Annotated in this window: 28 protein-coding genes and 1 tRNA gene; 5 read left to right on the forward strand and 24 right to left on the reverse strand. The window is 45.5% G+C overall.

The features are described 5' to 3' along the window. Nucleotides 1–507, reverse strand: a complete 507-nt coding sequence (locus tag ACK3SF_RS04155; protein ID WP_414837438.1) for a hypothetical protein — start codon at nt 505–507, stop codon at nt 1–3. Between the two features lie 61 nt (nt 508–568). Between ACK3SF_RS04155 and ACK3SF_RS04160 the strand changes: the two genes are divergently transcribed. Next, on the forward strand, nt 569–865 hold the full coding sequence (locus tag ACK3SF_RS04160; RefSeq protein ID WP_414837439.1) for a hypothetical protein: 297 nt from the start codon (nt 569–571) through the stop codon (nt 863–865). Between the two features lie 30 nt (nt 866–895). Next, a complete protein-coding gene (locus tag ACK3SF_RS04165; protein WP_414837440.1) occupies nt 896–1,309 on the forward strand; it encodes a hypothetical protein in 414 nt (137 codons plus the stop codon). Nucleotides 1,310–1,390: 81 nt separating this feature from the next. On the opposite strand, the gene ACK3SF_RS04170 is transcribed toward ACK3SF_RS04165, so the two are convergent. The 5 genes from ACK3SF_RS04170 to ACK3SF_RS04190 all read right to left on the reverse strand — a co-directional run bounded on the left by ACK3SF_RS04170 (nt 1,391) and on the right by ACK3SF_RS04190 (nt 3,640). Next, the gene (locus ACK3SF_RS04170) at nt 1,391–1,675 is read right to left on the reverse strand and encodes an amphi-Trp domain-containing protein (protein WP_414837441.1); all 285 of its coding nucleotides are present in this window, start codon (nt 1,673–1,675) and stop codon (nt 1,391–1,393) included. Nucleotides 1,676–1,721: 46 nt separating this feature from the next. Continuing rightward, complete coding sequence (locus tag ACK3SF_RS04175) at nt 1,722–2,009, reverse strand: hypothetical protein (RefSeq protein ID WP_414837442.1); 288 nt, start codon at nt 2,007–2,009, stop codon at nt 1,722–1,724. Nucleotides 2,010–2,183: 174 nt separating this feature from the next. Further along, nucleotides 2,184–2,567: a Zn-ribbon domain-containing protein gene (locus ACK3SF_RS04180; protein WP_414837443.1), complete on the reverse strand. Its 384-nt coding sequence runs from the start codon at nt 2,565–2,567 to the stop codon at nt 2,184–2,186. Nucleotides 2,568–2,620: 53 nt separating this feature from the next. After that, the gene (locus tag ACK3SF_RS04185) at nt 2,621–3,004 is read right to left on the reverse strand and encodes a DUF2073 domain-containing protein (RefSeq protein ID WP_414837444.1); all 384 of its coding nucleotides are present in this window, start codon (nt 3,002–3,004) and stop codon (nt 2,621–2,623) included. Continuing rightward, on the reverse strand, nt 3,005–3,640 hold the full coding sequence (locus ACK3SF_RS04190) for an Era-like GTP-binding protein (RefSeq protein WP_414837445.1): 636 nt from the start codon (nt 3,638–3,640) through the stop codon (nt 3,005–3,007). Nucleotides 3,641–3,821: 181 nt separating this feature from the next. Here ACK3SF_RS04190 and ACK3SF_RS04195 point away from each other — a divergent pair, with 181 nt between their 5' ends. The 3 genes from ACK3SF_RS04195 to ACK3SF_RS04205 all read left to right on the forward strand — a co-directional run bounded on the left by ACK3SF_RS04195 (nt 3,822) and on the right by ACK3SF_RS04205 (nt 5,261). Next, nucleotides 3,822–4,265 carry an NUDIX domain-containing protein gene (locus ACK3SF_RS04195; RefSeq protein WP_414837446.1) on the forward strand — a complete coding sequence of 148 codons (444 nt, stop codon included), beginning with the start codon at nt 3,822–3,824 and terminating at the stop codon, nt 4,263–4,265. Between the two features lie 27 nt (nt 4,266–4,292). Next, nucleotides 4,293–4,541 carry a glutathione S-transferase N-terminal domain-containing protein gene (locus ACK3SF_RS04200; RefSeq protein ID WP_414837447.1) on the forward strand — a complete coding sequence of 83 codons (249 nt, stop codon included), beginning with the start codon at nt 4,293–4,295 and terminating at the stop codon, nt 4,539–4,541. Between the two features lie 126 nt (nt 4,542–4,667). Beyond that, nucleotides 4,668–5,261, forward strand: a complete 594-nt coding sequence (locus tag ACK3SF_RS04205) for a hypothetical protein (RefSeq protein ID WP_414837448.1) — start codon at nt 4,668–4,670, stop codon at nt 5,259–5,261. Nucleotides 5,262–5,288: 27 nt separating this feature from the next. On the opposite strand, the gene ACK3SF_RS04210 is transcribed toward ACK3SF_RS04205, so the two are convergent. From ACK3SF_RS04210 to ACK3SF_RS04295, 18 genes are all read right to left on the reverse strand, one after another. Further along, complete coding sequence (locus tag ACK3SF_RS04210; protein ID WP_414837449.1) at nt 5,289–5,693, reverse strand: hypothetical protein; 405 nt, start codon at nt 5,691–5,693, stop codon at nt 5,289–5,291. A gap of 62 nt (nt 5,694–5,755) precedes the next feature. Then, complete coding sequence (locus ACK3SF_RS04215) at nt 5,756–6,427, reverse strand: hypothetical protein (protein ID WP_414837450.1); 672 nt, start codon at nt 6,425–6,427, stop codon at nt 5,756–5,758. 64 nt (nt 6,428–6,491) lie between these two features. Further along, complete coding sequence (locus tag ACK3SF_RS04220; protein WP_414837451.1) at nt 6,492–7,253, reverse strand: hypothetical protein; 762 nt, start codon at nt 7,251–7,253, stop codon at nt 6,492–6,494. A gap of 89 nt (nt 7,254–7,342) precedes the next feature. Beyond that, a tRNA-Ile gene (locus tag ACK3SF_RS04225) sits at nt 7,343–7,417 on the reverse strand. A 106-nt stretch (nt 7,418–7,523) separates the two neighbouring features. Beyond that, nucleotides 7,524–9,716, reverse strand: coding sequence for an elongation factor EF-2 (locus ACK3SF_RS04230; protein WP_414838366.1), 2,193 nt, complete (start codon nt 9,714–9,716; stop codon nt 7,524–7,526). A gap of 73 nt (nt 9,717–9,789) precedes the next feature. Next, entirely contained in the window at nt 9,790–10,431 is a 642-nt protein-coding gene (locus tag ACK3SF_RS04235) for a LamG-like jellyroll fold domain-containing protein (protein ID WP_414837452.1), read from the reverse strand. A gap of 9 nt (nt 10,432–10,440) precedes the next feature. After that, nucleotides 10,441–11,190: a LamG-like jellyroll fold domain-containing protein gene (locus tag ACK3SF_RS04240; RefSeq protein ID WP_414837453.1), complete on the reverse strand. Its 750-nt coding sequence runs from the start codon at nt 11,188–11,190 to the stop codon at nt 10,441–10,443. Further along, on the reverse strand, nt 11,187–12,557 hold the full coding sequence (locus tag ACK3SF_RS04245) for a LamG-like jellyroll fold domain-containing protein (protein ID WP_414837454.1): 1,371 nt from the start codon (nt 12,555–12,557) through the stop codon (nt 11,187–11,189). Before ACK3SF_RS04245 ends, ACK3SF_RS04240 begins: the two co-directional genes overlap by 4 nt. A gap of 36 nt (nt 12,558–12,593) precedes the next feature. Beyond that, nucleotides 12,594–13,280, reverse strand: coding sequence for a twin-arginine translocase subunit TatC (gene tatC / locus ACK3SF_RS04250; protein ID WP_414837455.1), 687 nt, complete (start codon nt 13,278–13,280; stop codon nt 12,594–12,596). A 16-nt stretch (nt 13,281–13,296) separates the two neighbouring features. Continuing rightward, complete coding sequence (locus tag ACK3SF_RS04255) at nt 13,297–13,503, reverse strand: twin-arginine translocase TatA/TatE family subunit (RefSeq protein ID WP_414837456.1); 207 nt, start codon at nt 13,501–13,503, stop codon at nt 13,297–13,299. 59 nt (nt 13,504–13,562) lie between these two features. Continuing rightward, entirely contained in the window at nt 13,563–14,921 is a 1,359-nt protein-coding gene (locus ACK3SF_RS04260) for a LamG domain-containing protein (RefSeq protein ID WP_414837457.1), read from the reverse strand. A 22-nt stretch (nt 14,922–14,943) separates the two neighbouring features. Next, the gene (locus ACK3SF_RS04265) at nt 14,944–15,666 is read right to left on the reverse strand and encodes a hypothetical protein (RefSeq protein ID WP_414837458.1); all 723 of its coding nucleotides are present in this window, start codon (nt 15,664–15,666) and stop codon (nt 14,944–14,946) included. Nucleotides 15,667–15,681: 15 nt separating this feature from the next. Beyond that, nucleotides 15,682–15,966, reverse strand: a complete 285-nt coding sequence (locus ACK3SF_RS04270) for a twin-arginine translocation signal domain-containing protein (RefSeq protein ID WP_414837459.1) — start codon at nt 15,964–15,966, stop codon at nt 15,682–15,684. Between the two features lie 166 nt (nt 15,967–16,132). Beyond that, on the reverse strand, nt 16,133–16,762 hold the full coding sequence (locus ACK3SF_RS04275) for a 30S ribosomal protein S7 (protein WP_414837460.1): 630 nt from the start codon (nt 16,760–16,762) through the stop codon (nt 16,133–16,135). A gap of 8 nt (nt 16,763–16,770) precedes the next feature. Beyond that, on the reverse strand, nt 16,771–17,193 hold the full coding sequence (locus ACK3SF_RS04280) for a 30S ribosomal protein S12 (protein WP_414837461.1): 423 nt from the start codon (nt 17,191–17,193) through the stop codon (nt 16,771–16,773). Nucleotides 17,194–17,259: 66 nt separating this feature from the next. After that, the gene (locus ACK3SF_RS04285) at nt 17,260–18,837 is read right to left on the reverse strand and encodes an ABC1 kinase family protein (RefSeq protein ID WP_414837462.1); all 1,578 of its coding nucleotides are present in this window, start codon (nt 18,835–18,837) and stop codon (nt 17,260–17,262) included. 225 nt (nt 18,838–19,062) lie between these two features. Further along, nucleotides 19,063–19,473: a NusA-like transcription termination signal-binding factor gene (locus ACK3SF_RS04290; protein ID WP_414837463.1), complete on the reverse strand. Its 411-nt coding sequence runs from the start codon at nt 19,471–19,473 to the stop codon at nt 19,063–19,065. Nucleotides 19,474–19,567: 94 nt separating this feature from the next. Further along, nucleotides 19,568–20,686 carry a DNA-directed RNA polymerase subunit A'' gene (locus tag ACK3SF_RS04295; protein WP_414837464.1) on the reverse strand — a complete coding sequence of 373 codons (1,119 nt, stop codon included), beginning with the start codon at nt 20,684–20,686 and terminating at the stop codon, nt 19,568–19,570. Nucleotides 20,687–20,697: the final 11 nt, after the last annotated feature.

Here is a 20,697-nt window from a genome sequence, read left to right on the forward strand (position 1 = left end):
TTAATTTTCGCCTCTTTCAAGCGACTTCGGCTGCATAAAACGATTCAAGACCTCGACCTCCTCATCCGATATATCGTATTCGATCTTTTCCCTGTCATCCTCATCTTCAAGCGTCTTCTCCACATCGAATATTTCACTTCTACCGGAAGTCAAGTGCTTGATATCCGGATTGAAACGTCTGAGAAGCTTCAATTCCCAGTCCAGTGCTGTATCAAGAACAACCAAGTCGTAGCCCTCCATTGTAGCAAGTAGGGCCTCTGCGACATCTCTTTTGTCCTCTAGACGGGCGTAAGCCTTCTCCTGTACAGGCCTTCCTTTGAGGCCTTCAAAGGTTTCGCCGTCGACAGTGTACTCTTCTATTCCGGGAGTCCTCTCCATCAGGCCTCTGTTCTCCTCGTCGATCTCTATCACTACTTTTCCGTCCTTGACTTCTGAGCTCTGGACTCTTTCCTCCAGGTTCTCACTCAGCTGTTCAGTGTCCTGCGTTGGTTTGATCTCTATGTTCATGTACCGGTGTTGTTAGGCAAGGTTTTTATTTGAGCCACCGCAATTAATTTTTTGTACAATTATGGGTCTTTTTGGAGGCAGTGACGGCGATGAGAAAGAGGAGGTAACTCTTGGAATGCCAGATAACGAAGAAGAATCTGACAAAGGCAGCAGTGCCGAAGTCAGGGATCTGGACTTCGGATCCGATGAAAACGATTCTGAGGCCTCTTCCACAGGTTCAAGACTTGAAAGACAGGTCGAAAGCCAGGTAGCAACTCCTGACACCGATGACTCAGGCAAAGATATCAGCCTGGAGGACGTACACCGGCAGAACGAGGAGATAAAAGACAAGCTGGATACTGTTCTTTCACGCCTCTAAAAAATACAGTAAAAAGGTGAAAAAGTAAAATTGAGCTACTACGACAACGTAAAAGAGAATGTACGTACAAAAAACAGGCAAAAAGAAAACAACGATGAAGATGATGGACAAATGACAGGAAACTTTGACTCTCTAAAAGAAGCAGCAGAGGAAACCTCGGAACAGGAACAGGAAGGAGATGATACACCTATTGAAGTCCTTGAAGAGGATGGTATAACACCAGAATCACCTAAGAAACAGCAACAGAGAAAAAAGCAGCAGAGAAGCCAGGAAACAGAGGCCTCTCAAACTTCAACGCAGCAGGGCAATCCTCTGAAACAGAACAGTAGTTCACAGGCCTCTACAGAAAGTTCGACAGATCTTTCCAGTGTTGAAGCGAAGATGGATAAGATTATCGAGCAGAATCAGGAGATGATTGAAATACTGCGCAGCTTTGCGCAGTAGATATTACTGTTAAATTGAGAATATCAGGGCCTCTCGAGAGGCCTTTTCTTTACAGGAAAAATTACGGAGAATACGTGTTTTTTATTCTTCTACGATGACGCTGATCTTCTTTCTTCCCTGTTCGTCTTCGTAGTCGAAGTTTTCCTGTTGCAGGTTGATTTCCAGTTCGAGCTCTTTACGGGAGCCTTCCTCGGAGAATTCTAGTTCTATACTGTTTTCTGTATTTGGCTCTATCTGAAGTTCTTCACGTCCCTTGAAACTCAGGCCTATTTCGCCCTCTCTTAGTTTTTGGGAGAAGTTCTCCAGAAAGTTCGCTAGCTCCTCGTTCGAAAACTCGAAGCTCAGTTCTACCTCTTCACTTGGCATAAAAAAGAAATATAGGGTGAAAAGTTTTATTTTTACCCCTCAATGGTTACTCTTCTTCATCGCTATCAAATCTCTTCATCAGACGCCTGGAGAGGAAATGATCTTTTTCCTCAAGTTCTCTCACCGACTCCATCGCGAACACGTAGGCAACTCCGATCATCAGTAGGCCTACATAGATTGCGTTGATGGAGATAAACTCTCTAACCGGATAAACTACGGAGAGAACCATCAGGACACCTAGAACGAAGAGTACATAGGAGATAGCGATCTCCATGTTGGTGCTCATCTTCGGAAATCCGAAGACATCTTCCTTACCTTCTTCTGTCGTCTCCATTTGTAATGTTAAACCTCGAAAAAAGCAGTTTACGCTTCCTGTTAACCAATATACCGAAGACCGGATTTAAACCTTTCCGAACAGACAGAGAAACAGGAGAAAAAAGTACATAGTTAAAGGCCTGAAAAGACAGTGTATTCTGATCCAGGCCTCTAAAATATAGTTAGAAAGTTTTTACAGGGATTCTACGTCGACTTCTCCTTTCTGTTTCTTGAATGCTGAAGGCAGATCGATGTGGTAGACTCCCTCGCTCTTCGAGATAATCAGCGGCATCTCATTGAGTAGACGGGAGATATTCAGCTCGTAGACGCCTTCGTCCTTGACTTTTATTGAGTCAAGATCGAACTCTATCTGGATGTTACCACGTTCCTCTTCTCCCTCTATAATCATGTCCTGGATGTCGGATTCGACTTTCTCTTTCTCCTCGTTCAGTTCGCTCTCCGATTTCTCCGGATCGCTTTCGTACATGAAAAGCGAGCATCCGCAGTCACATCCGTCGATAAGTTTGTCGGAATCGTCTTCAAATACTTCTCCACAGTTCATGCATCTGTGTGGCATTCTAGAAAACACCTCTCTGTGAGAGGCCTCTGAAATTTTTCTCTGGCATATCCTTACTCCTCCTCAAGTTTTGCAAGGAAGGATACTGCATCACGTTCTTTCTTGACTTTCTCCATGACACGGGAGTTGCCGACGATGGTGATTCCTTCCCTGTAACGTTCGTTAAGTACTTTTTCGTAAAACATTTTCTTGGCCCGGTTAAGTCTTGAGTCCCTATCCGTCAGGCCCAGGAACTCAATTCCAGGGAAGTCCTCATCGATTTCGTCCATGGCACTCTGGATAAGCCTTCTCTCCTCTTCATGACTCCATCCCTCCTCCAGGACCAGTACTGCGTTTTCTTTAACTCGTTCTATTACTGTTTCTACCTTCTCATCGAACGATTTGTCCTGAAGTTTTCCCTTGGACAGAAACTCTATTGTAACGCCGTCGTCTCCCATCTAACTTAACCTTTCGATTATCTCCTGATAAAGTTTGTCGATGTTTTCTCCCTCCTTCGCGGAAATTTCAAGGACAGGATGCTGAGGGAAAGCATCACGGACACGCTCAGGATCAGAGTCCTCAAGATCTGTCTTGTTAGCAAGCACAAGGATTGGAATATCCTTCGCTTCAAGATTTCCGATTATAGTAACGTTTACCTGAGTGTACGGATCCTCTGTAGAGTCAAAAATTACAAGACAGGCATCAACATCGTCCAGATACTTAACGGCCTCCACAATACCTTTTGTGGCTTCTTTGGCACGGCCTTTGGCATCGTCTTCCTCTATGCCGTGTTCCTTGAAATCCTTGAAGTCAACGTTAGTTGTGATCCCTGGCATATCCAGAAGATTGATGTCGATTGAACGGCCGTCATCCGACTCAATGGCAACTTTCTCCTTTTTCTCAACGGCACGAGTTTCATGCGGTACCTCGGAGACGTTACTCATTTCCTCACCAGTCAAATCCTGAGAAATCTGATTTGCAAGAGTTGATTTACCTGCGTTCGGAGGCCCATAGATACCGATAGAGATATCCTCCTCTGAATCCTCGAATAGACTGGACAGAATCTTCTTCAAACGACCTATCATTTTGACCATTTTGACACCTGACAATAATAAATCCAACAGGGAGATATAAAAACTATTCGTCTACAGGCCTCAATGAAGATAGAAGAGGCGTCAAAAAAGCCCCGCCACAGAGAAAAATCGAGCAGAGGCCTCTGTAAAGAATAGCGAAATTGAGTGACGTTAAAAAAGCTGGAAGGAAAGATCAAGAATTATGAGAACTGAAAAAGGCGTAGCAATAATAGCATACAAGGAATCACGGGGCTCGAACCGTTTCCTGGTGCTCAAGCGGACGAAGAACTGGGAGGGATGGGAGATCCCGAAAGGCCACCTGGAGGAAGACGACTACAGGAAGACAGTGGAGATCGAACTGAGTGAAGAGGCCGGCATCGATGAAAGTGATATCGAGAGTATAGAAGGCCTTGACAGCGATCTTGAGTGGAGTTTTGAGGACGAAGGAGGAAAAGTGAAAAGAGAGTATCGCGGATTTCTCGTAAAAATCAGTGAGGAGGCCTTTGTCGACGTATCCGGCAATCCTTCAGATGAGCACGAGACAGGATTTTTCATGAAGTACGAGGACGTTGAAAGTCTTCTGACGTACGACAATCAGAGGGAGCTTCTGGACGAAGCAGTTACCCATTTGAAATCACTGGCTTGAAAAACTTCCAGAGGCCTTTGTTTTTCTATGACAGAACCAGATGAACTGCTGGAGCTTTACCAGTTTGAAGGATGTCCTTACTGTGGAAAAGTCAGACAGAAGATGACAGAGCTAGGCCTCGACTTCATCGCACGTCAGGTCGATCCGGATGATCGTACACGTGTCGAAGAGGTATCAGGTCAGACAAACGTTCCTGTACTGAAGGATCCGAACACCGACACAGTTATGCCCGAAAGCGATGATATAGTCGAGTACCTGGAGGAGCACTACGGATAAAGAAAAAGGGAATTCCCTCCCTTGTTCATATTTTTCTTCTCACAGCTCTCTGAAAGGCCTGTCTATGAGAAAATTTTTTGCTGAAAAAGACAAGATATATAATAATTACTTTCTGGTAACAACAGTATGAATTCAGAGAGTTTAACTCAGATTGCCGATCTCGGGCATCTTGAACAGTACGGTATGGGGGCCGATGACGTAGAGGCTGTTCTAGATGAGTTACCGGAGTACGCAGTAATTGAGAACAAAGGCCAGTTAGCCGAGTCAAGCGATTATCCTTTCGACAGTGAAGGCGCACTTGATGCAGATGAAGTACCAGAGCCGAGAGGACGGGAAGGCGAATCAAGTCTTGGAATCGGCTACAGCGACTTCGAAGTCCTGTACGCAGGAATGGCCGGAGAAAGAGACTTCAATCTGGATGCCCAGATGCTTGACGTACCGGAAGAAAATACAGAAGAGGCACTTGGAGCACTTTTCGGAACCTCATATGCACTTTTCAGATATGAAGTCATGGAAGGAGGCCTTCCTGCCGATCACAGCACATTCAGGCAGGATATAGATACACAGGAAGAAAAAGAGAAATTCTTGGAGGAAGGCGCAGTAGAGATTCAGGGCGAGATAATGGGGCCTTGGGGGTACGACCACGACCTGATGAACGAAGTCATGGACGCACAACAGGCACTGGAAAGCTACCACACGACAGCAGACCAGCTAGTCTAATCCCCAAAAAATTCTCTTTTTATTTATTCACTTCATAGAATGCCGCAGATTGGCGCCGTCAACATCGACAATATCAGGATCACCAGGTATGCCGATCTCATCCGGCTTGTGACTTCCCGTATACTCATGGCGAAAGTTTTCAAGCCTCATCAACGGGCCTTTGGCGACAGGCCTCCTTGCATCGTAAGACTCCTTGTACAGAACCGCCACGTATCCTTCTAAACCGTTTTCACGCTCTGAAAGAAGAATCTCGCCCGTACCGACTTCGGCATCGTAGTCCAGGCCCAAGGCCTCTGCTTTTTCATCCAGAGCTCCTTCGAAAAGACTTCTGACTTTCGCCCAGCCGCCGATGCCTCTGTACTCGGTTTCAAAAGTTGAGAAGCCTTCCTCCAGAGCTTTCGAGTACGTGTCCGGCACATCGTTCCAGCGCATTATATCAAGCAATACGGTTTTGAATGATTAAATCATCTTTGCAAGAAATAGCCGGTAGTTTTTCATATCCCGAATTTTTCGTAGGCCTTTGGCTGAAGCATGAAAATCGAGTCCTCTTCGCCGTTTTCTATGAATTCTTTGCATTCATCCGTGAATCGGTAGACTCGTTCAGCCTCTGATTCCACGACTCCTCTCTCAGTCAGGATATCAAGGTCGTACGGCGCATTTTCCACGTGGAAAGTCCTGTAAGGATCTACATCAGTCAGGTCACGTGAGCCGAAGCTTTTGATATATCCAAAGCTTCCCCACGTATTCTGGTAGTCGATGATAGTTTCCAGGTCATCTTTGTCAAAGACTCCGCCAAAATTTTCATGGATCTGATGCGCCAGCTCTGCCGAATCCATATGTTCAGTCCGCTCATCAAGATAGTAAGTCCCCCAGACATCGTAGCCCGCTTCCTCAAAGAAATCTATTATATCGTCCACCTGGCGCTCAGCCTTTACATTATCATTTCTTGTAGTCTTAACTTCCAGTACAAAGGCCTCTGTTCCGTTAACAAGCGCAAGATCAACTTCACGTTCCAGAGAGGCCTCTGTATCCAAGTGCTTCGAAGGATTAGACTCCTCAATAAGAATAGAATCCCAACGGACACGATCATCGTTCAAAAACGGAGAAAAATGATTTGCAAGATCCTCTACGGCATCAGTATGCTGGGAATCGAAATCACGGCTCACTGAGAAAAATTTACTATGAAGAAGTTAAAAATGAATCGATTGAGATTGAAAAGGAGTGGATTTTTCAGGCATAATCGCTGAGAGACATGTCTTCGATATCTCTGATCTTCATTCTCATTTTATGTAGGTTATGAGGATCCTTCATGCCGAAGAAACGTCCTCCGAAACTGTACAGATCTTTCGCCACTTGCTTTGGATCTTCTCCAAGCTGTAGTCTTTCCTCAGCTGATCTCAGTTTCTTATCTATCATCTTGAGATCCTGTTCAAGACACCTCATAATCTGATCGTAGTAATACGTTTTTTTAACGAAAAATCTTTCGGCTGCCGATACCTCGGCATCCATTCCGTATGGAGTCCAGCCGTTACCTGCGACAAACCTGTTCTGGAACTTCGTGCTACCTCCGATCTCCATATAGTCCTCTACAGCACTGTTGCCGTTTTTCTTTTCGTGAGCCAGATACTGCCTGAACGATCCACTGAACACCCGGACATCCTCCTTGAATTTCTTTATGTCGCGTTCAAGACTGCTCTGAACAGCTTTCAGCTCCTCCTCAAGTTTGACTCTGGAATCATCAATAAACTCGTAGAAATCATCGTAGCCATTTCCCATAGCCCTGTGCGCGATATCAGTCAGCACACCCTTGTTATAAGACTTCAAATCTCCGATTATATCCTCAGCTGCATCAACAGCCTCCTCAATATTCTCCTCAATCTCGTCAGATCGCTCATCCAGCATATGTAACTCATCTCCCTCCTGCCCAGAACCAGAGGCAGAAGCAGAAGAATCCTGATCCTGTGAACGAGATCTATGCTCCGCTTTCGACATAACGATAGAAAATTACAGATTCTCGCTTAAAAAATTAGACACACCAGAGCAAACAGGCCTTCCGTACAAAAATTGTCCGAGAAATTTGATGGACCGGCCCAGATTTGAACTGGGGATCTCCACGTTATCAGCGTGGCGCTTTAACCTGGCTAAGCCACCGGTCCCTGTGTAAATGGAGTGGTGTGGGAATTTTTTTAACGTGTCCGATTCCCGTCGGAGCTGTGATAATGGAAATATGTGGAGGAGAGGCCTTTGAAGGGCCTCTCTGTGTTATTCTTCGAGTGAAGGCATTTCCTGTTTCATGCCTTTTCTTTCTCTGATCTGCAGGATCTTTTCTTCCTGTAGATTCATTGGCAGTGGCTCGAAGATGATGTCGATCAAGCTGAAGAATCCCTGTCCGTTTGTTGCGGACTTCAAAGCGGCTTCGAATCCGAACAGTTCTTCGACTGGAAGCTTGCATTTGATGACTGATGAGTCGCCTTCTTCTTCCATGTTGATGACGTCTCCTCTTCTGTTGGAGACTTCTGTCATGGCTTCTCCCATCGTGTCCTTCGGTGTGTCGATTCTAAGCTTCTGCTTTGGCTCGATCAGTTCAGGGCCTGCCTGGAGGAATCCTCTCTTCATGGCGTCTTTTGTTGCCGGGATCATCTGGCTTGGGCCTCTGTGGATTGCGTCCTCGTGTAGCTTTGCGTCGTGAAGCTTGACCTTCAATCCGATTACAGGCTCTCCTGCTAGAGGGCCTTCGTCGCAGAACTCGTGGAAAGCATCTACAAGGTATTCCTGGATCTCTCTCAGGTTCTTGATTCCTCTGGATGCGTTGATGAACAGGTTCTCCTCGTAGGCCTCTATGATGTTGTCTGCTTCGTCCTGATCAAGGCCTGCTTCGACAAGTGCATCTCTGACTTCTGTCTGATCATCAGCCTGCATCTTGATTTCCTCGTATTCCTCCTTCAGGAACTTTCTGACTTCTTCATCGATAGGTTCTACAGTGATGTCAAGCTTGTTGTGGCGGTTCGGGGACTTTCCTGTGACTTCAGGTGAGTCCTCTGTGATTCCTTCACGGAATACGACGATCGGCTCGGAAACTTCGATGTCGATTCCCTGTTCTTCAAGATGTCTCTCAACTTTCGCCTCGATGTGAAGCTCTCCAAGGCCGGAAACTGTTGTCTCTCCTGTTTCTTCGTCGATGGATACCTGGATGGTGTTGTCTTCCTTGGAACGCTTACGCAGCTCTTCAATCAGCTTCGGAAGATCGCTTGTACGCTTCGGCTCAATAGCCTTTGTAACAACAGGCTCGAATACGTGCTCGATCTGTTCGAAAGGCTGGATCTCATCTGCTTCCTTTGCGATGATTGTCTCTCCAGTAGAGAAGTCAGGTCCTGTGATTGCTGCGATGTTACCTGCTGGAACCTCATCAACTGTAAGCTTTCGTGGTCCGGAGTAGATTCCTACCTGCTGAGCTCTTTCAGTCTTGTGAGATTCGATTCCGTACAGTTCGTCTCCCTCGTGGACTGTTCCGGAGAAGATTCTCGCGGTTGCAATTGTACCTGCGTGCTCGTCGTCTTCAACGTTTGTGACAACTCCGACGAAAGGCCCGTCCTGATCTTGCTTGGCCATCGACTGTCCTACTTCACTTTCAGCGTCTCCCGGCCAGATAGCTGGAATTCTGTACTGTGCAGATTCCTGTGGATTGTTGAGGTGCTTGACAACCATGTCAAGTACGACTTCTTCAATCGGTGCATCGCTTGAAAGTCCGTCGTGGTCTCCCTCGTTGACTCTTTCGATTATATCTGAGAAAGTGATTCCGGATTCCTGCATGTAAGGAGCAGAGATAGCCCAGTTCTTCAGTGCAGAACCGAATGCGACTGTTCCATCGTTTACAGCCATACTCCACTGCTCAGCTGTCTCTTCATCTGCGTACTTTCTCAGGATGTTGTTAACTTTTCTTATGATTTCAGTAAATCTTTCCTGCATCTCCTCAGGAGTCAACTGCATCTCTTCGATCAAACGATCGACCTTGTTGATGAACAGTACCGGCTTGACGCCCTCATTCATCGCCTGCTTCATGACAGTCTCTGTCTGAGGCATGACGCCGTCAACGGCATCGACAAGAACTACTACTCCATCGACAGCACGCATAGCACGTGTAACGTCTCCTCCGAAGTCAACGTGCCCCGGAGTATCGATAAGGTTGACCAGATAGTTGGCCCCATCGTACTCGTGGACCATCGAAATGTTCGCAGAATAAATAGTAATACCTCTCTCCGCTTCCTGATCATCGAAGTCCATGAAGCGCTGATCTCCAGCAAGCTTCTCCGAGATCATACCAGCTCTCGCCAGCAGATTATCTGTTAAAGTTGTTTTACCGTGGTCAATGTGCGCCGCGATGGCGATGTTCCTGATATGCTCAGGATCATTAATTACCTCCTGAATTGCGTCAAGCTCTTTACTCATTTTAGATATACACCGAGTTTATACCGAAAAATTCTTTACAAGATTTAAAAAAGGCCTACTAAGAAAAACACAGGAAAAATTCTCAAAGGCCTCTAACATCCGACTGAGAAAATCCTCCACGCGAAGCATTATACAAGGCCTTTATCGAGGCCTCCGGAAGAGGATAATCCCAGACACGGACATGAGCCAGTTTTCCTCTGCCATAGCTACCTCCATTTCTATTCTCACATATCTTATATGCATTGAACTGTCCAGAAGTCAAGTTAGAAGAAGTATCCAGAAGTTCACCATTCCTGTATGCCTTGGCACCATTGGGGCCGACTTTCCAAACAATATTTACCCAGCCTGCTCCGTTAACATTATTCCATCTAAGTCTAGTATTGGATACTTCATTCAGAACAAGATTGCTTCCATTGTAATATAGCTGAAGAGAATTAGATACAGTGTAGTCATCAGTTGTAGAAAAATATGAATTCTGTATATTATCTGTTTTCAGCCAGATAGAAACCGTATGACTCCCATTCCAGTTAGGCGCAGAAGAATAAACGCGGCCATCCTGTCCATCAAACTCGTACGCAGATTCTCCCAGAGGCCCGGAAACGTCCTGCGTAACACCAACACTCAAAGAACCATGATGCTCTCTCCCCGAATAATCCAAAGCATTTCCAGAGGCCTCCTGCAAAGGCCAGTATCCAACAGTCCGCGTAAATATTTTCGATCTCATAAATTTGATTCAGCTCCTCGAAAATCCCCAATTAGCATTTCTCCCAACATTATACAGCTTCCAGACCTGCTGCTGAGACAAGGCCTCAGAATAAATCCTTACTTCATCGATCTCTGAGTTCCCTGATGTTACGCTGCCATTACTGTCATCATATCTGGCGCCTATTTGTGTATCCTTGGAATGTGATATAGATCCATAGGATGCCGGCGAACCCGGATCATATGCAGTGGTTTCGGCCTCTGTACCATCCAGTAAAATCCTCATACTGTCTTTATCATTATCTCTCATAACCACTGCATGATGCCAGTTTCCATCAGCGACCACTTGAGTTGTCCTATATACAATCTCATCATTGCTTCCATCATCTATGGAAATTCTTAGATATCCTTGAATAATCCAGCTGTAAAAACCTGCAAAGCCTGCACTTTCATCCCTGTTATCAATAATAGGGACATTTCCGCTTGTATCGGAGGTCTTAAACCAAAAAGAGACACTGAATGATGAACTGCCGAATGTACTGGCAAAGCTATGTGGCACATTCACGTAATCATCGCTCCCATCAAAACTAAAGGCCTCAGAGCCTCCGACACCGGAAGCGCCTGTAGTAATTCCACCATTCAAAGATCCATCATTGCTCCCCCAGGAGTCACTGATAACACCTGAAGATACATCACTTGAATCCATACTCCAGCGACTAACAGCTGAAGAAGGCCTGACTTTGTCCGGATGTACAGTTGCCTCATTCAGATTTTTAGTCATACATCAAGGCCTCCCATCTCAACAATTTTTTGGATTTCACTCTGAGTTAGAGGCCTGTTGTATATACGGAAGTCTGATATCTTGCCGTCCAGGTGTTCGTAGTTGTAGCCTCCGAGAGAGATAAATTCCGGGGAAAGGGTTATTCCTGCGTCTGTTAAAGTATTCTTTTTCTGGCCGTTGTAGTAGAAGTCAACATCGTTTCCTGTGCCGTGATTTACAAGAGTCACAAGATTCCAGGAATTGTTCTCCCATTCAGAGACCGGCATCAATCCATCTCCCCACGGAGACTGGATCTTATCAGTCGCAGAATCATAGATATACACTCTATCCGAGTTATCAGGAGAATCAAATAGATAATCCCCGTTAGTTCCATCTGCAGAAAGATTCTCCGTATTTGCCCAGAAAGAAATCGTATAAGTAGAAAGGCTTAGGGCGGAAGTATCTAACTGAACTTCTTCATTGTTAGCCGAATCAAAACTTCTGGCCTTCGCTCCTCCAAGGCCTACAGCCGTACTCGTACCTGTCACACTCGTAGAATCAAAATTATTCCCGGATAGATCATAGGCCTTCCCTGCCGAGTCTTCATTGAGAGGCCAGTGCCCGACAAGGCCCGAAGTCAGTCTGTCCTGATCAGTAATATTTTGAGTAGACGTCCTCTGATACAGGGCCTCTACTTCTGCTGTGCTTAGCACTCTGTCATATATTCTGACGTCGTCTATCTGTCCGTTTAGACGGTCTGAAAGTGAGCCGTCATCTTTTACTCTTGCGCCGATGTATTTAGTATTAGAATTGGAGGTATCGTTTTCTCTTGTTCCTGTTGCATCCTGACTTGCGTCTACATAACCTGTTAACTCTGTACCTCTTGCCACTAGGGCTATCTGATGCCAGTTTCCGTCGTTAACAGTTACAGAACCGTCCATAGTTCCCCAGTTGTAGTCCACAGTTCCATCAGAGTTAAATCCTATCTCAGCTCGCCTTGTGCCTGCTGTCCCACTCTGCCTGTCCGATATTATATATCCTGTAGATGTAGTTTTTACCCATAAAACATAACTGTAATCATCCGATGCGGAAGCCCCCAGTCCCTGGAGAAAACCTCTGGAAGAAAAACTGACGTAGGAACTTCCATCAAAATCCTTTGCATCGCCTATTTTACCTGAGACGTATCCTGCTGAAGTATTATCTGTCCCGTTGTTGTCTAAGGCCTTGTCTTCGACCGTGCCGTCAAAAGGATAGTATGCAACGAGGCCGTCTGTCAAGCTCCCTAATTCGTAGCCCTGCTGGAGGCCTGCACTCAGACTGTCTTCTGTATCATCGGTTACGCCTGTCGAGTCTCTTCTTGTAAGTTCTTCAGAGTTCCAGCGTACCATTGTATAACTCTTTATTCTAATTGCTTGTTAAGTTTTCTACTTGTTTATCCTCTTCACGATATGTATACTGGCTTCGTACAGGCCTAGCATAGGCAACGTGATCAAGGCCTGAGAGATTATATCAGGTGGTGTTGCGAAAGCAGCCAGCACCAAAACAGCTATGATAAAGTATCTGCGGTACTGCTTCATCATACCGGAATTTATAAGGCCTAGACGCGCCAGTAAAGCCGATATTATCGGCAGCTGGAAGAAGATCCCTGTGAAAGTGGAAAGTTTCAGTGCAAATCCTATAGTGCTTTGAAGGCCCCATACAGAGTTTACTGTGCTGGCTGATGAGAAGGCCTGGAAGAATGCAAGGCTTGTCTTGACTATGAACTGGTATGCGAAAGTCGCTCCTCCTATAAAAAGTATTATAGAGAAAGGTAGAAAGTTTCTGAGCGATGTGTACTCTCTTCTTGTAAGGCCTGGTTCTGCGAACTTCAAGGCCTGGTAGACGATCACTGGAAGTGTCAGTACTATCCCTATGATTATTGAAATCATTAACTGGGTGTAGAAGACTTCGAAAGGTGTGAACGCGTTCAGACTGAATCCTAGATCAGTCTGGAAGAATGAAAGTATCATTCCGGATTTGTAGAAAACTCCTGCAGTGGCTAAAACTATGAATATAGAAGTGAAAATCAGGCGTCTCCTGAGCTCTCTCAAATGGTGTTCAAAACTGTTCATTGCTCAACAGGCCTTCTTACTCGCTAGAATCCTTAACGTCCTCTACCTCTGATTCTACATCCGGAGCAACGTCTTTGCCGACTTCCTCGGCTTCCTGCATAGACTTCTTGTACTCCTTCTTCGACTCACCCAGAGAACGGGCAAGCTGAGGTAGCTTCTTAGGACCTATAAGCAGAGCAAAAATCGCCGCTGCAATCAAGATAATCTCCCAGTTACCAAACATACACCAGAATTACACTCGAATCAATAAATACCTTAGGCCTCAAAACACAGAAAAATTAATCACAGGCCTCTACTGTTCACAGTGAACTTTCTCATGTCCCGGCCTCTAGTCCCCCAACGATACAGTTCGAAAATCTCTTCCGGGCTTAAAGCTCTGTTGTATACTCTCAAGTCATCGATGAGGCCTTGGAAGTACCCATAGGGATCTGGTGTCTGTTCATCTGTAGTCCCTCCTATATCTAATGGATAATCATTTGTCCATCCTGAAATATTGCCTGCACCTTCGTCCACTTTAACTCCGTCTACATAGGCTTTTACGCCGGCACCTTGCTCATATACTCCTGTGACATGATGCCAGTTACCATCACGAACTCCAGAGGCATACGCATAAGCATCGTTCGACCCATCCTGATAGGAAAAACGCAGATCTCTTTCACCATTGGTTATGATATCCCATACCTTATGCACCCCACCGGCAAGCTCTCCCTTCCCAACTAAAACATGAGAATAACCCGTAAGAGAAGATTTAAGCCAAAAAGAACACGTTAACGATTCTCCAGAACCGATATCAAACGCAACACTGTCCGAAACTTCTACTCTATCATCATTCCCGTCAAAATCAGCTGCCTGACCTCTTATCGCATCATTACTCCACGAAAGACCTCCACTAGTTGTTCCGTTATTCGATCCCCAGGAATCATCCACGTTTCCATCAAAGGCCCAGCGAGAAACAGCCGAAGAATCAGAATCATTCGGAGGCCTCGCATAATCTCCAGATCCCCATTCGTGTAGAGTCTTTATTTCATCGGATGAAAGTGTGCGGGAGTAGAATCTTGCATCCGTCATGTTTACGTTGCTCCAGCTGTTGTATACCGCGGCGATCCAAAGAGGATCTGTGGACACGTTTGATGGAGATGGAACGGATGTAGTTGAGCCATCTAGCTCGCCGTCCAGATAAACTTTCCATTCTGATCCATCATATTGCAAGGCTACGTGATGCCATTTTCTGTCATCTACTACTGTATTACCTATAACTTCTGTACTTCCACCACCCACACCGATGTAGAATTTATTCTGCTCTGGATGGCTGCTGTTAGAAAACTGTAAGCTAAACTGGCCTGCCTGATAAGTCTCATCTGCCGGGGACTGACCGAAAAACTTTTGCTCATCTCCAAAACTTCCTTTCCTTTTGATCCATGCTGTGAAAGTCCAAGGCGGAGAAGTAGTATCGAGATTGCTTCCGGAAACCTTTACAACATCATCGTTTCCGTCAAAACTGTAGCTTGTTAGGCCTCCTTTACCGGCTACACCTTGCGTAACACCGCCATTCAAAGATCCATGATTTCCGTTGCCAGAAAGATCATAGGCCTTTGATCCGGAATCTTCGTGTAGAGGCCACCAGCCAATTAATCCAGTCATATTTTAGGCCTCTGAGAATTTTTTATACTGAGAGTTCGATGTTGTTGATTACTGCTGTTTTTTCTACGTTGGAGTTCTCGAGTTCGATATGCATCCAGTAGTCGTTGCCTGTTCCTCCTGAAAGATTTGTGAGGCTGTAGGAGCTTGTTCCGTCCTGTAGTGTTATTGTTTGTTCGCTGTCAGCAGTTCCGTTTCCTGTGGTGTCTTCGTATACTGTAACTGTTGCTGTGGTGTCTGTTGGGACGTTGGCGTCGACTGTTGCTACTGCGCTTACGCCTTCAATCTCGACGTAGTCTATTACTGCTGTTTCTTCTATGTTGGAGTTTTCGAGTTCAAGTTCTATCCAGTAATTGTTTCCTGGCTCTCCTGTAAAGTCAGATAGCGAATAAGTGTTTGTTCCATCCTGTAGCTGTACTGAACTGGTGTTATCGGCTACACCGTTTCCAGAAGTATCTTCGTATATAAATAATGTTGCTGCCTGTCCGTTCAGCGTTGTGGCTGCTGTAAGTTCTACTCCTCCTGTTCCTGTTGATATGCTCGTACTTACAGCCAGGGTTCCATTATTTTCTGTCTGTACCCGTAACTGGTTGAGTTCAGCATTAGAAGGATCAACAAGATTCAGTGCTCCTGTACCTGTTTCCGTCTGGACTCTAACTATAGGATTATCTACATCAGTAGGCTCGAATACCGGTACTTCTTCTGTACCTGTTTCTGTCCCAACTTTCACAGTCCCTATTTTAGCCATTGGTTAACACACTCCTTAGTCAAGGTCTGTCCTGTACCACATCTGGCCTACTTCAGGATTGCTTGGATCTGCTGTTCTCTTGTCAAGGACAAAGTTCTTGATCTCACCTGCAACTTCTGTTCCAGGCATACCGGAAAGAAAATTATTTCCATTAACATCAATAGAATCTGATCCAATCCTGACACGTGAAGCTGCAGAAGGAATAAGGCTTAAAGCACCAATGCTCAGAGATCCGATTCCAAGCATCTTCATGAAACCTCTGCGGGAAACACCTTCCTCTTGTTCTATTTCTTCAGACATTACATCGAGTAATTGTATTCAGTCATTTTTAACCTTTAACCCTGCAAGAGTGTCAGACAGTGAAATAACAGAATACAGAGTTCTCAAGTTCTGGCAAAAATGTGAAGATGAGTAGAGAATTGGAAACAAAAATGTAAGAAACGGGGAAAAAGGAAATAGAGGCCTTTTATCGTGCGCCGTCTGCCTCTCTTTCACGTCTTTCCTTCTCACGGACTGCCTTGACGGAGTTATCTCCTTCTGCAGCAGCCATAAGTTCATCTGCAAGAGTCTGTGAGGCCTCTTCAGATGATGTTAGTCTGTCCTGGTATTCTCCCTGGACAAGCAGTCTGAGTGCGAGATCTACTCTTCTCTGAGGTGCAACTAGAACTGCTTTACGTGCTCTTGCTCCTCCTCTTGAGTATGAGACTACTTCCTCGACTGGAGCCGAGTTCTCAATAGCGTCTACAAGAATCTGAATCGGATTTTCTCCGGTCTCTTCTTCGATTATTTCAAATGATTCTTCGATTAGCTTCCAGAGTCGCTCGCTTGAGCCTGTGTTCTGTCCGGAAGATACAAGATGTTTCCCTCCAGAATGTCCTGCAACGTACATCCTGTTGAGAAGTCTTTCTACAATCGGTACATCCGCCTTGTAGAACTGTTTCTCGCTGTGTCTTCCCTTTGAACGTGGTGCTGAGATGTTTTCAAGATTGAGATATCGGACAAGTCCATCGTCGCTTACTTCTACTTCCGATGCATCCCATCTTCCGAATGTAAGAATCTCGTCTTCCAGTTCCAGTGTTGCTGCGTCTGTTGTCATTTTTTAGATCACCGTGTTGGCTTCTGCTTGTTTCCTGCGACGAGTTCTTCAAGTGAAACGCCATTTACTTTGATTACCTTGTATCTGACTGTCGGGATGTCTCCTTTCGGTCCGGAGTCTGCTCCTCCGATTCCCTCGATCATCACTTCGTCGTGCTCGTCGATGTGGTCGATCGCTCCGTCGCCCGGAACGAAAGCTGTCAACTGTTTACCGTTTTTGAGGAGCTGTACACGCACACATTTTCGCAGCGCTGAGTTAGGCTGCTTTGCCTCGATTATACGTTTTTCTAGAACAATTCCTCTTCCCTGAGGGCTTCCCTCAAGAGGATCTGCCTGATCCTTCAAATTCAACATCCTTCGCTTGTAATATTTATCGCTCCAGCGGTACTGCTGGCTGTTCTTCCTCATTTTACGTGCACTATACAGTCCCATACAAGCAAGTAATTCAGGTTAAACTTTTTATACGGGTGGCCTATAAGATGGAGAAAATACGCGGATTCAATCTATGAACAGCCACAGTGCGAACACCAAGAGGCCTCCTCCGATAAGCTGCAAGGTATTGGAAGGCATCGTCTGTGCGAAAAGAAAGACAGCGGATAGAATCAGGCCTGTAATCAGTATTTCCTCGTGATCTTCGGAATGTTGCTGCACCTGAACGTTCTTCTGCTCCTGATCTTCAAGTAGCTTGGCGATCTTTGAAGGAGCCTTGGTCAGTAATTCCTTGTTCTGGTAAAAGTCGATCATGAAAGTCTTGCCGAGTTCTTTAGGCGAGTTCTCCTTCTTCAGTATATCCTCCACTTGATCCCTGTAGTCATCTGTGAGCTGGGCCTCAGGATTTATTGTCAACAGTATTCCTTCGATAGTTACCAGTGTCTTACCTGTCAGGACAAGATTCGTCGGCAGGTATACTCCTCTCCGTGAGGCCTTTACGATCATCTTGAACAGGGTACTTGTCATGCTCTGATCTTTGACTCTTGCATTTCTCAGGGTCAGCACCAGTTCTTCGATATCCTGTTTGAAGGCGTCAGTATCTGCGTCAGGTGCAACGTGTCCAAGCTCCTTTATGACTTCGAAAGCAGAGTCGACATCTTCATTTGAGATATGGAGAAGTAGAACACCAAGCCTTTCACGCGTGGATTTAGTAAGTTTTCCGACCATGCCGAAGTCGATAAGTATTATGCTTCCATCTTCACCTATGAAGAAGTTAGATGGATGAGGATCAGCATGGAAGAATCCATCACGAATCACCTGATTCAGGCCCATCTTTATTCCACGTCGTGTAAGCTCAGCAGTATCAATATTTAGATCTTCCAGTGCCTCAGTATCAGTACATTTTACACCTCCAACTTCTTCCATAACCAGAACTTTCTCTGTTGTATACTGACTGTAAACTTCCGGTATCTTAACCCTGTCATTGTCAGACATGTTCTGACGTATTATATCTGCGTTCCGTCCCTCCTGCTGGAGATCCATCTCTTCCCGTATCCATTTATCGAACTCTTTGACCAGGTCAACAAGCTGCATGCCGCTTAAACGACTGGAAACATTTTCCGCCCGCTTGGCCAGGAACTCAATGATATCCAGGTCCCTGTGGACTTTCTCCTTTATGCCAGGCCTCCGGACCTTCACCACGACATCCTCTCCATCCGGAAGTGTCGCAGAGTGGACCTGGGCGATCGAGGCAGCGGCCATCGGCTCTTCATCAAATTCATCAAAGTTATCATCCAAGGGACCGATCTCCTCTTCAACTATATCCACGGCCTCTTCAGAGTCGAAAGGAGATACAGAATCTTCAAGGCCTTCAAGCTCCTCGATATATCTGCGCGGAACAATGTCCGGCCTCTGCGCCATTATCTGCCCAAGCTTCACGAAAGTAGGTCCAAGCTCCTCAAATGTTTCACGCAGCCTCTCCGGCTTCGGCTTCTTCTGCCTGTCTGAAGTAAATCTCTTCGTGAAAGGTAGACGATGCGTTAAATCAAGTTTGTCGAGAACTATACCAAGCTCCTGATCGGCCATTATATGGATTATCTCATCCAGTCTCTTGATATCGCTGACTTCGTTCTCGACTCTGCCCATACAAAGTAGTTTTCACAGACTTCTAATTAAAAGCACTGTCCGCCTGTAAAAGCCCTAGAAAAATATGATAAAAAATTTGTACAGAGGCCTCTAGTCGGTAAAGTGTGCGTTGCTGGGTATACCAGCGGTTGCTTCTAGTTCTTCTCTAGAATTGGAAGATGAACTTTTCTCTGTGGAAAATCTTTTTGGAGGCCTTTATGGAGTTTGAGGTTCTGCAGAAATATTTTATTCTACAGTTACTTCCTCTACTCCATGTGTTCTCTGCAGGATTTCACGGATAGATTCAATCTTCTGTCCGTTCTTTCCTACTACGCGTCCTTTGTTATCTCTAGGTACGTCGATTGTTACCTTGTCGTCTTCGATATCTACCCCTCTGATATCTGCAGGTACAAGGTTGTTGATAAATGCACCTAGATTGTCGTTGTACTCGTAGATCTTGATGTCTCTTCCAAGTTTTTCCTGTACTTTCTGAACTACTTTTCCTCCCTTCCCGATAGCCATTCCGGCCTTTCCTTCAGGTACTACAAAGTAAGCTTCATCTTCCTTGATGATCGCATCTCTAACCTCTACGTCTGTAATGGATTCGAAGAGGTTGATGTTTCTGATCATTTCAGTGTCGTAAGTCGCTGTTGCCATAAGATATTAACCCTAAAAACGTGTTTCCGTGTAATTCAATGAGAGTGGTTACCTTTATATATGAATCGATGGAGAAGTATTTTTTCGCCCCGGTTTACTCATCATCACCGGGTGCGAATTTAGGTTTTAAGTCGATCATACCGGTACCGTTAGGCATCGGCTGACCTACGAGAATGTTCTCAATAACTCCATCAAGTTCGTCGTTTTCTCCTCTTAGAGAGCCTTCACGCAGGTGCTTCTTCGTCTCCTCGAAGACTGAACGTGCAAGCAGGGATTCCTTGTTGCCCATGATACCGTAACGTGTTGTACCGTTGAGTTCTCCCTCCTTTGTCATCATGTCTGCTAGAAGCATGATGTGGCGATCGTCAACTCCGATTCCCTGGGCCTCCAGAGTCTCGTTAACTTCATCGACGATTGTCTGTCTCAGGGCCTCTACTCCGAGAACTGAAAGAATCTCAAAGAGATCGTTACTCTTTGTACGCGTCTCATCAACTTCTTCAATTTTCAGAGTCTTTCTTAGAGAAGATCCTGCTGTCTGAAGACGCCATTCTCCGTCGTCTTCATTAACAACTACCTGTTCAATACCTTTCAGGCCTTTGATACGGGCATCTTCGGTCTTGTTCTTAATCTTCTTCAGATCTCTAAGATCATAGTCGTCCTGTGAAGACTCTACAATGATATTATTGCCTTCAACAGATACCTTGGACTTTCTGACGGATTCCTCAACTCTGGCCTTGACGTCCGAAGTATCAATGTCATAATCATCAAGCAGATCTTCATTGAGCTTGTACTCTACCTGAAGCTGCATGATGTCGATCGTATCCTGTGTGATAAGATCCTCGAAGACTACCTGCCGTAGCTTACGTGCTACTTCCAGCGCATCCTCCTTCGAATTATAATCCTCGTGAAGGTAGACATCCATAGCCGGAGTCTTAGGATTTCTCCGTGCGTCGACGATCTCGATCAATCTTGGAAGTCCTGCTGTCAAGGATACCTGTGCTCCTCCTGCCTGGTGATATGTCTCCATAGTAAGCTGTGTGGCAGGCTCCGAAAGAGACTGAGCGGCTACTACACCGATTGATTCTCCTGGCTCGTACTGCATCTGCTCGTAGCGCTCCTTTAGTTTTTCCTTTTCTTCCTGTGACAGGCCTCTCCCCTGATACTTCTGTGGGAGTTCCTGTGCACGATCCTTCCAGTCAAAGTCTTGTGTCATTTTTCTGTTCA

Origin of the sequence: Candidatus Nanosalina sp. VS9-1, assembly GCF_047555085.1 — an archaeon.
In the GTDB taxonomy this organism is placed as follows: Archaea; Nanohalarchaeota; Nanosalinia; order Nanosalinales; family Nanosalinaceae; genus Nanosalina.

Bases quoted from the DNA above. Each gene is read 5' to 3' on its own strand.
- ACK3SF_RS04155 (WP_414837438.1), bottom strand. From the start codon at position 507: ATGAACATAGAGATCAAACCAACGCAGGACACTGAACAGCTGAGTGAG.
- ACK3SF_RS04160 (WP_414837439.1), top strand. From the start codon at position 569: ATGGGTCTTTTTGGAGGCAGTGACGGCGATGAGAAAGAGGAGGTAACT.
- ACK3SF_RS04170 (WP_414837441.1), bottom strand. From the start codon at position 1,675: ATGCCAAGTGAAGAGGTAGAACTGAGCTTCGAGTTTTCGAACGAGGAG.
- ACK3SF_RS04175 (WP_414837442.1), bottom strand. From the start codon at position 2,009: ATGGAGACGACAGAAGAAGGTAAGGAAGATGTCTTCGGATTTCCGAAG.
- ACK3SF_RS04180 (WP_414837443.1), bottom strand. From the start codon at position 2,567: ATGCCACACAGATGCATGAACTGTGGAGAAGTATTTGAAGACGATTCC.
- ACK3SF_RS04185 (WP_414837444.1), bottom strand. From the start codon at position 3,004: ATGGGAGACGACGGCGTTACAATAGAGTTTCTGTCCAAGGGAAAACTT.
- ACK3SF_RS04190 (WP_414837445.1), bottom strand. From the start codon at position 3,640: ATGGTCAAAATGATAGGTCGTTTGAAGAAGATTCTGTCCAGTCTATTC.
- ACK3SF_RS04195 (WP_414837446.1), top strand. From the start codon at position 3,822: ATGAGAACTGAAAAAGGCGTAGCAATAATAGCATACAAGGAATCACGG.
- ACK3SF_RS04200 (WP_414837447.1), top strand. From the start codon at position 4,293: ATGACAGAACCAGATGAACTGCTGGAGCTTTACCAGTTTGAAGGATGT.
- ACK3SF_RS04205 (WP_414837448.1), top strand. From the start codon at position 4,668: ATGAATTCAGAGAGTTTAACTCAGATTGCCGATCTCGGGCATCTTGAA.
- ACK3SF_RS04210 (WP_414837449.1), bottom strand. From the start codon at position 5,693: ATGCGCTGGAACGATGTGCCGGACACGTACTCGAAAGCTCTGGAGGAA.
- ACK3SF_RS04220 (WP_414837451.1), bottom strand. From the start codon at position 7,253: ATGTCGAAAGCGGAGCATAGATCTCGTTCACAGGATCAGGATTCTTCT.
- ACK3SF_RS04235 (WP_414837452.1), bottom strand. From the start codon at position 10,431: ATGAGATCGAAAATATTTACGCGGACTGTTGGATACTGGCCTTTGCAG.
- ACK3SF_RS04240 (WP_414837453.1), bottom strand. From the start codon at position 11,190: ATGACTAAAAATCTGAATGAGGCAACTGTACATCCGGACAAAGTCAGG.
- ACK3SF_RS04245 (WP_414837454.1), bottom strand. From the start codon at position 12,557: ATGGTACGCTGGAACTCTGAAGAACTTACAAGAAGAGACTCGACAGGC.
- tatC (WP_414837455.1), bottom strand. From the start codon at position 13,280: ATGAACAGTTTTGAACACCATTTGAGAGAGCTCAGGAGACGCCTGATT.
- ACK3SF_RS04255 (WP_414837456.1), bottom strand. From the start codon at position 13,503: ATGTTTGGTAACTGGGAGATTATCTTGATTGCAGCGGCGATTTTTGCT.
- ACK3SF_RS04260 (WP_414837457.1), bottom strand. From the start codon at position 14,921: ATGACTGGATTAATTGGCTGGTGGCCTCTACACGAAGATTCCGGATCA.
- ACK3SF_RS04265 (WP_414837458.1), bottom strand. From the start codon at position 15,666: ATGGCTAAAATAGGGACTGTGAAAGTTGGGACAGAAACAGGTACAGAA.
- ACK3SF_RS04270 (WP_414837459.1), bottom strand. From the start codon at position 15,966: ATGTCTGAAGAAATAGAACAAGAGGAAGGTGTTTCCCGCAGAGGTTTC.
- ACK3SF_RS04275 (WP_414837460.1), bottom strand. From the start codon at position 16,762: ATGACAACAGACGCAGCAACACTGGAACTGGAAGACGAGATTCTTACA.
- ACK3SF_RS04280 (WP_414837461.1), bottom strand. From the start codon at position 17,193: ATGGGACTGTATAGTGCACGTAAAATGAGGAAGAACAGCCAGCAGTAC.
- ACK3SF_RS04285 (WP_414837462.1), bottom strand. From the start codon at position 18,837: ATGGGCAGAGTCGAGAACGAAGTCAGCGATATCAAGAGACTGGATGAG.
- ACK3SF_RS04290 (WP_414837463.1), bottom strand. From the start codon at position 19,473: ATGGCAACAGCGACTTACGACACTGAAATGATCAGAAACATCAACCTC.
- ACK3SF_RS04295 (WP_414837464.1), bottom strand. From the start codon at position 20,686: ATGACACAAGACTTTGACTGGAAGGATCGTGCACAGGAACTCCCACAG.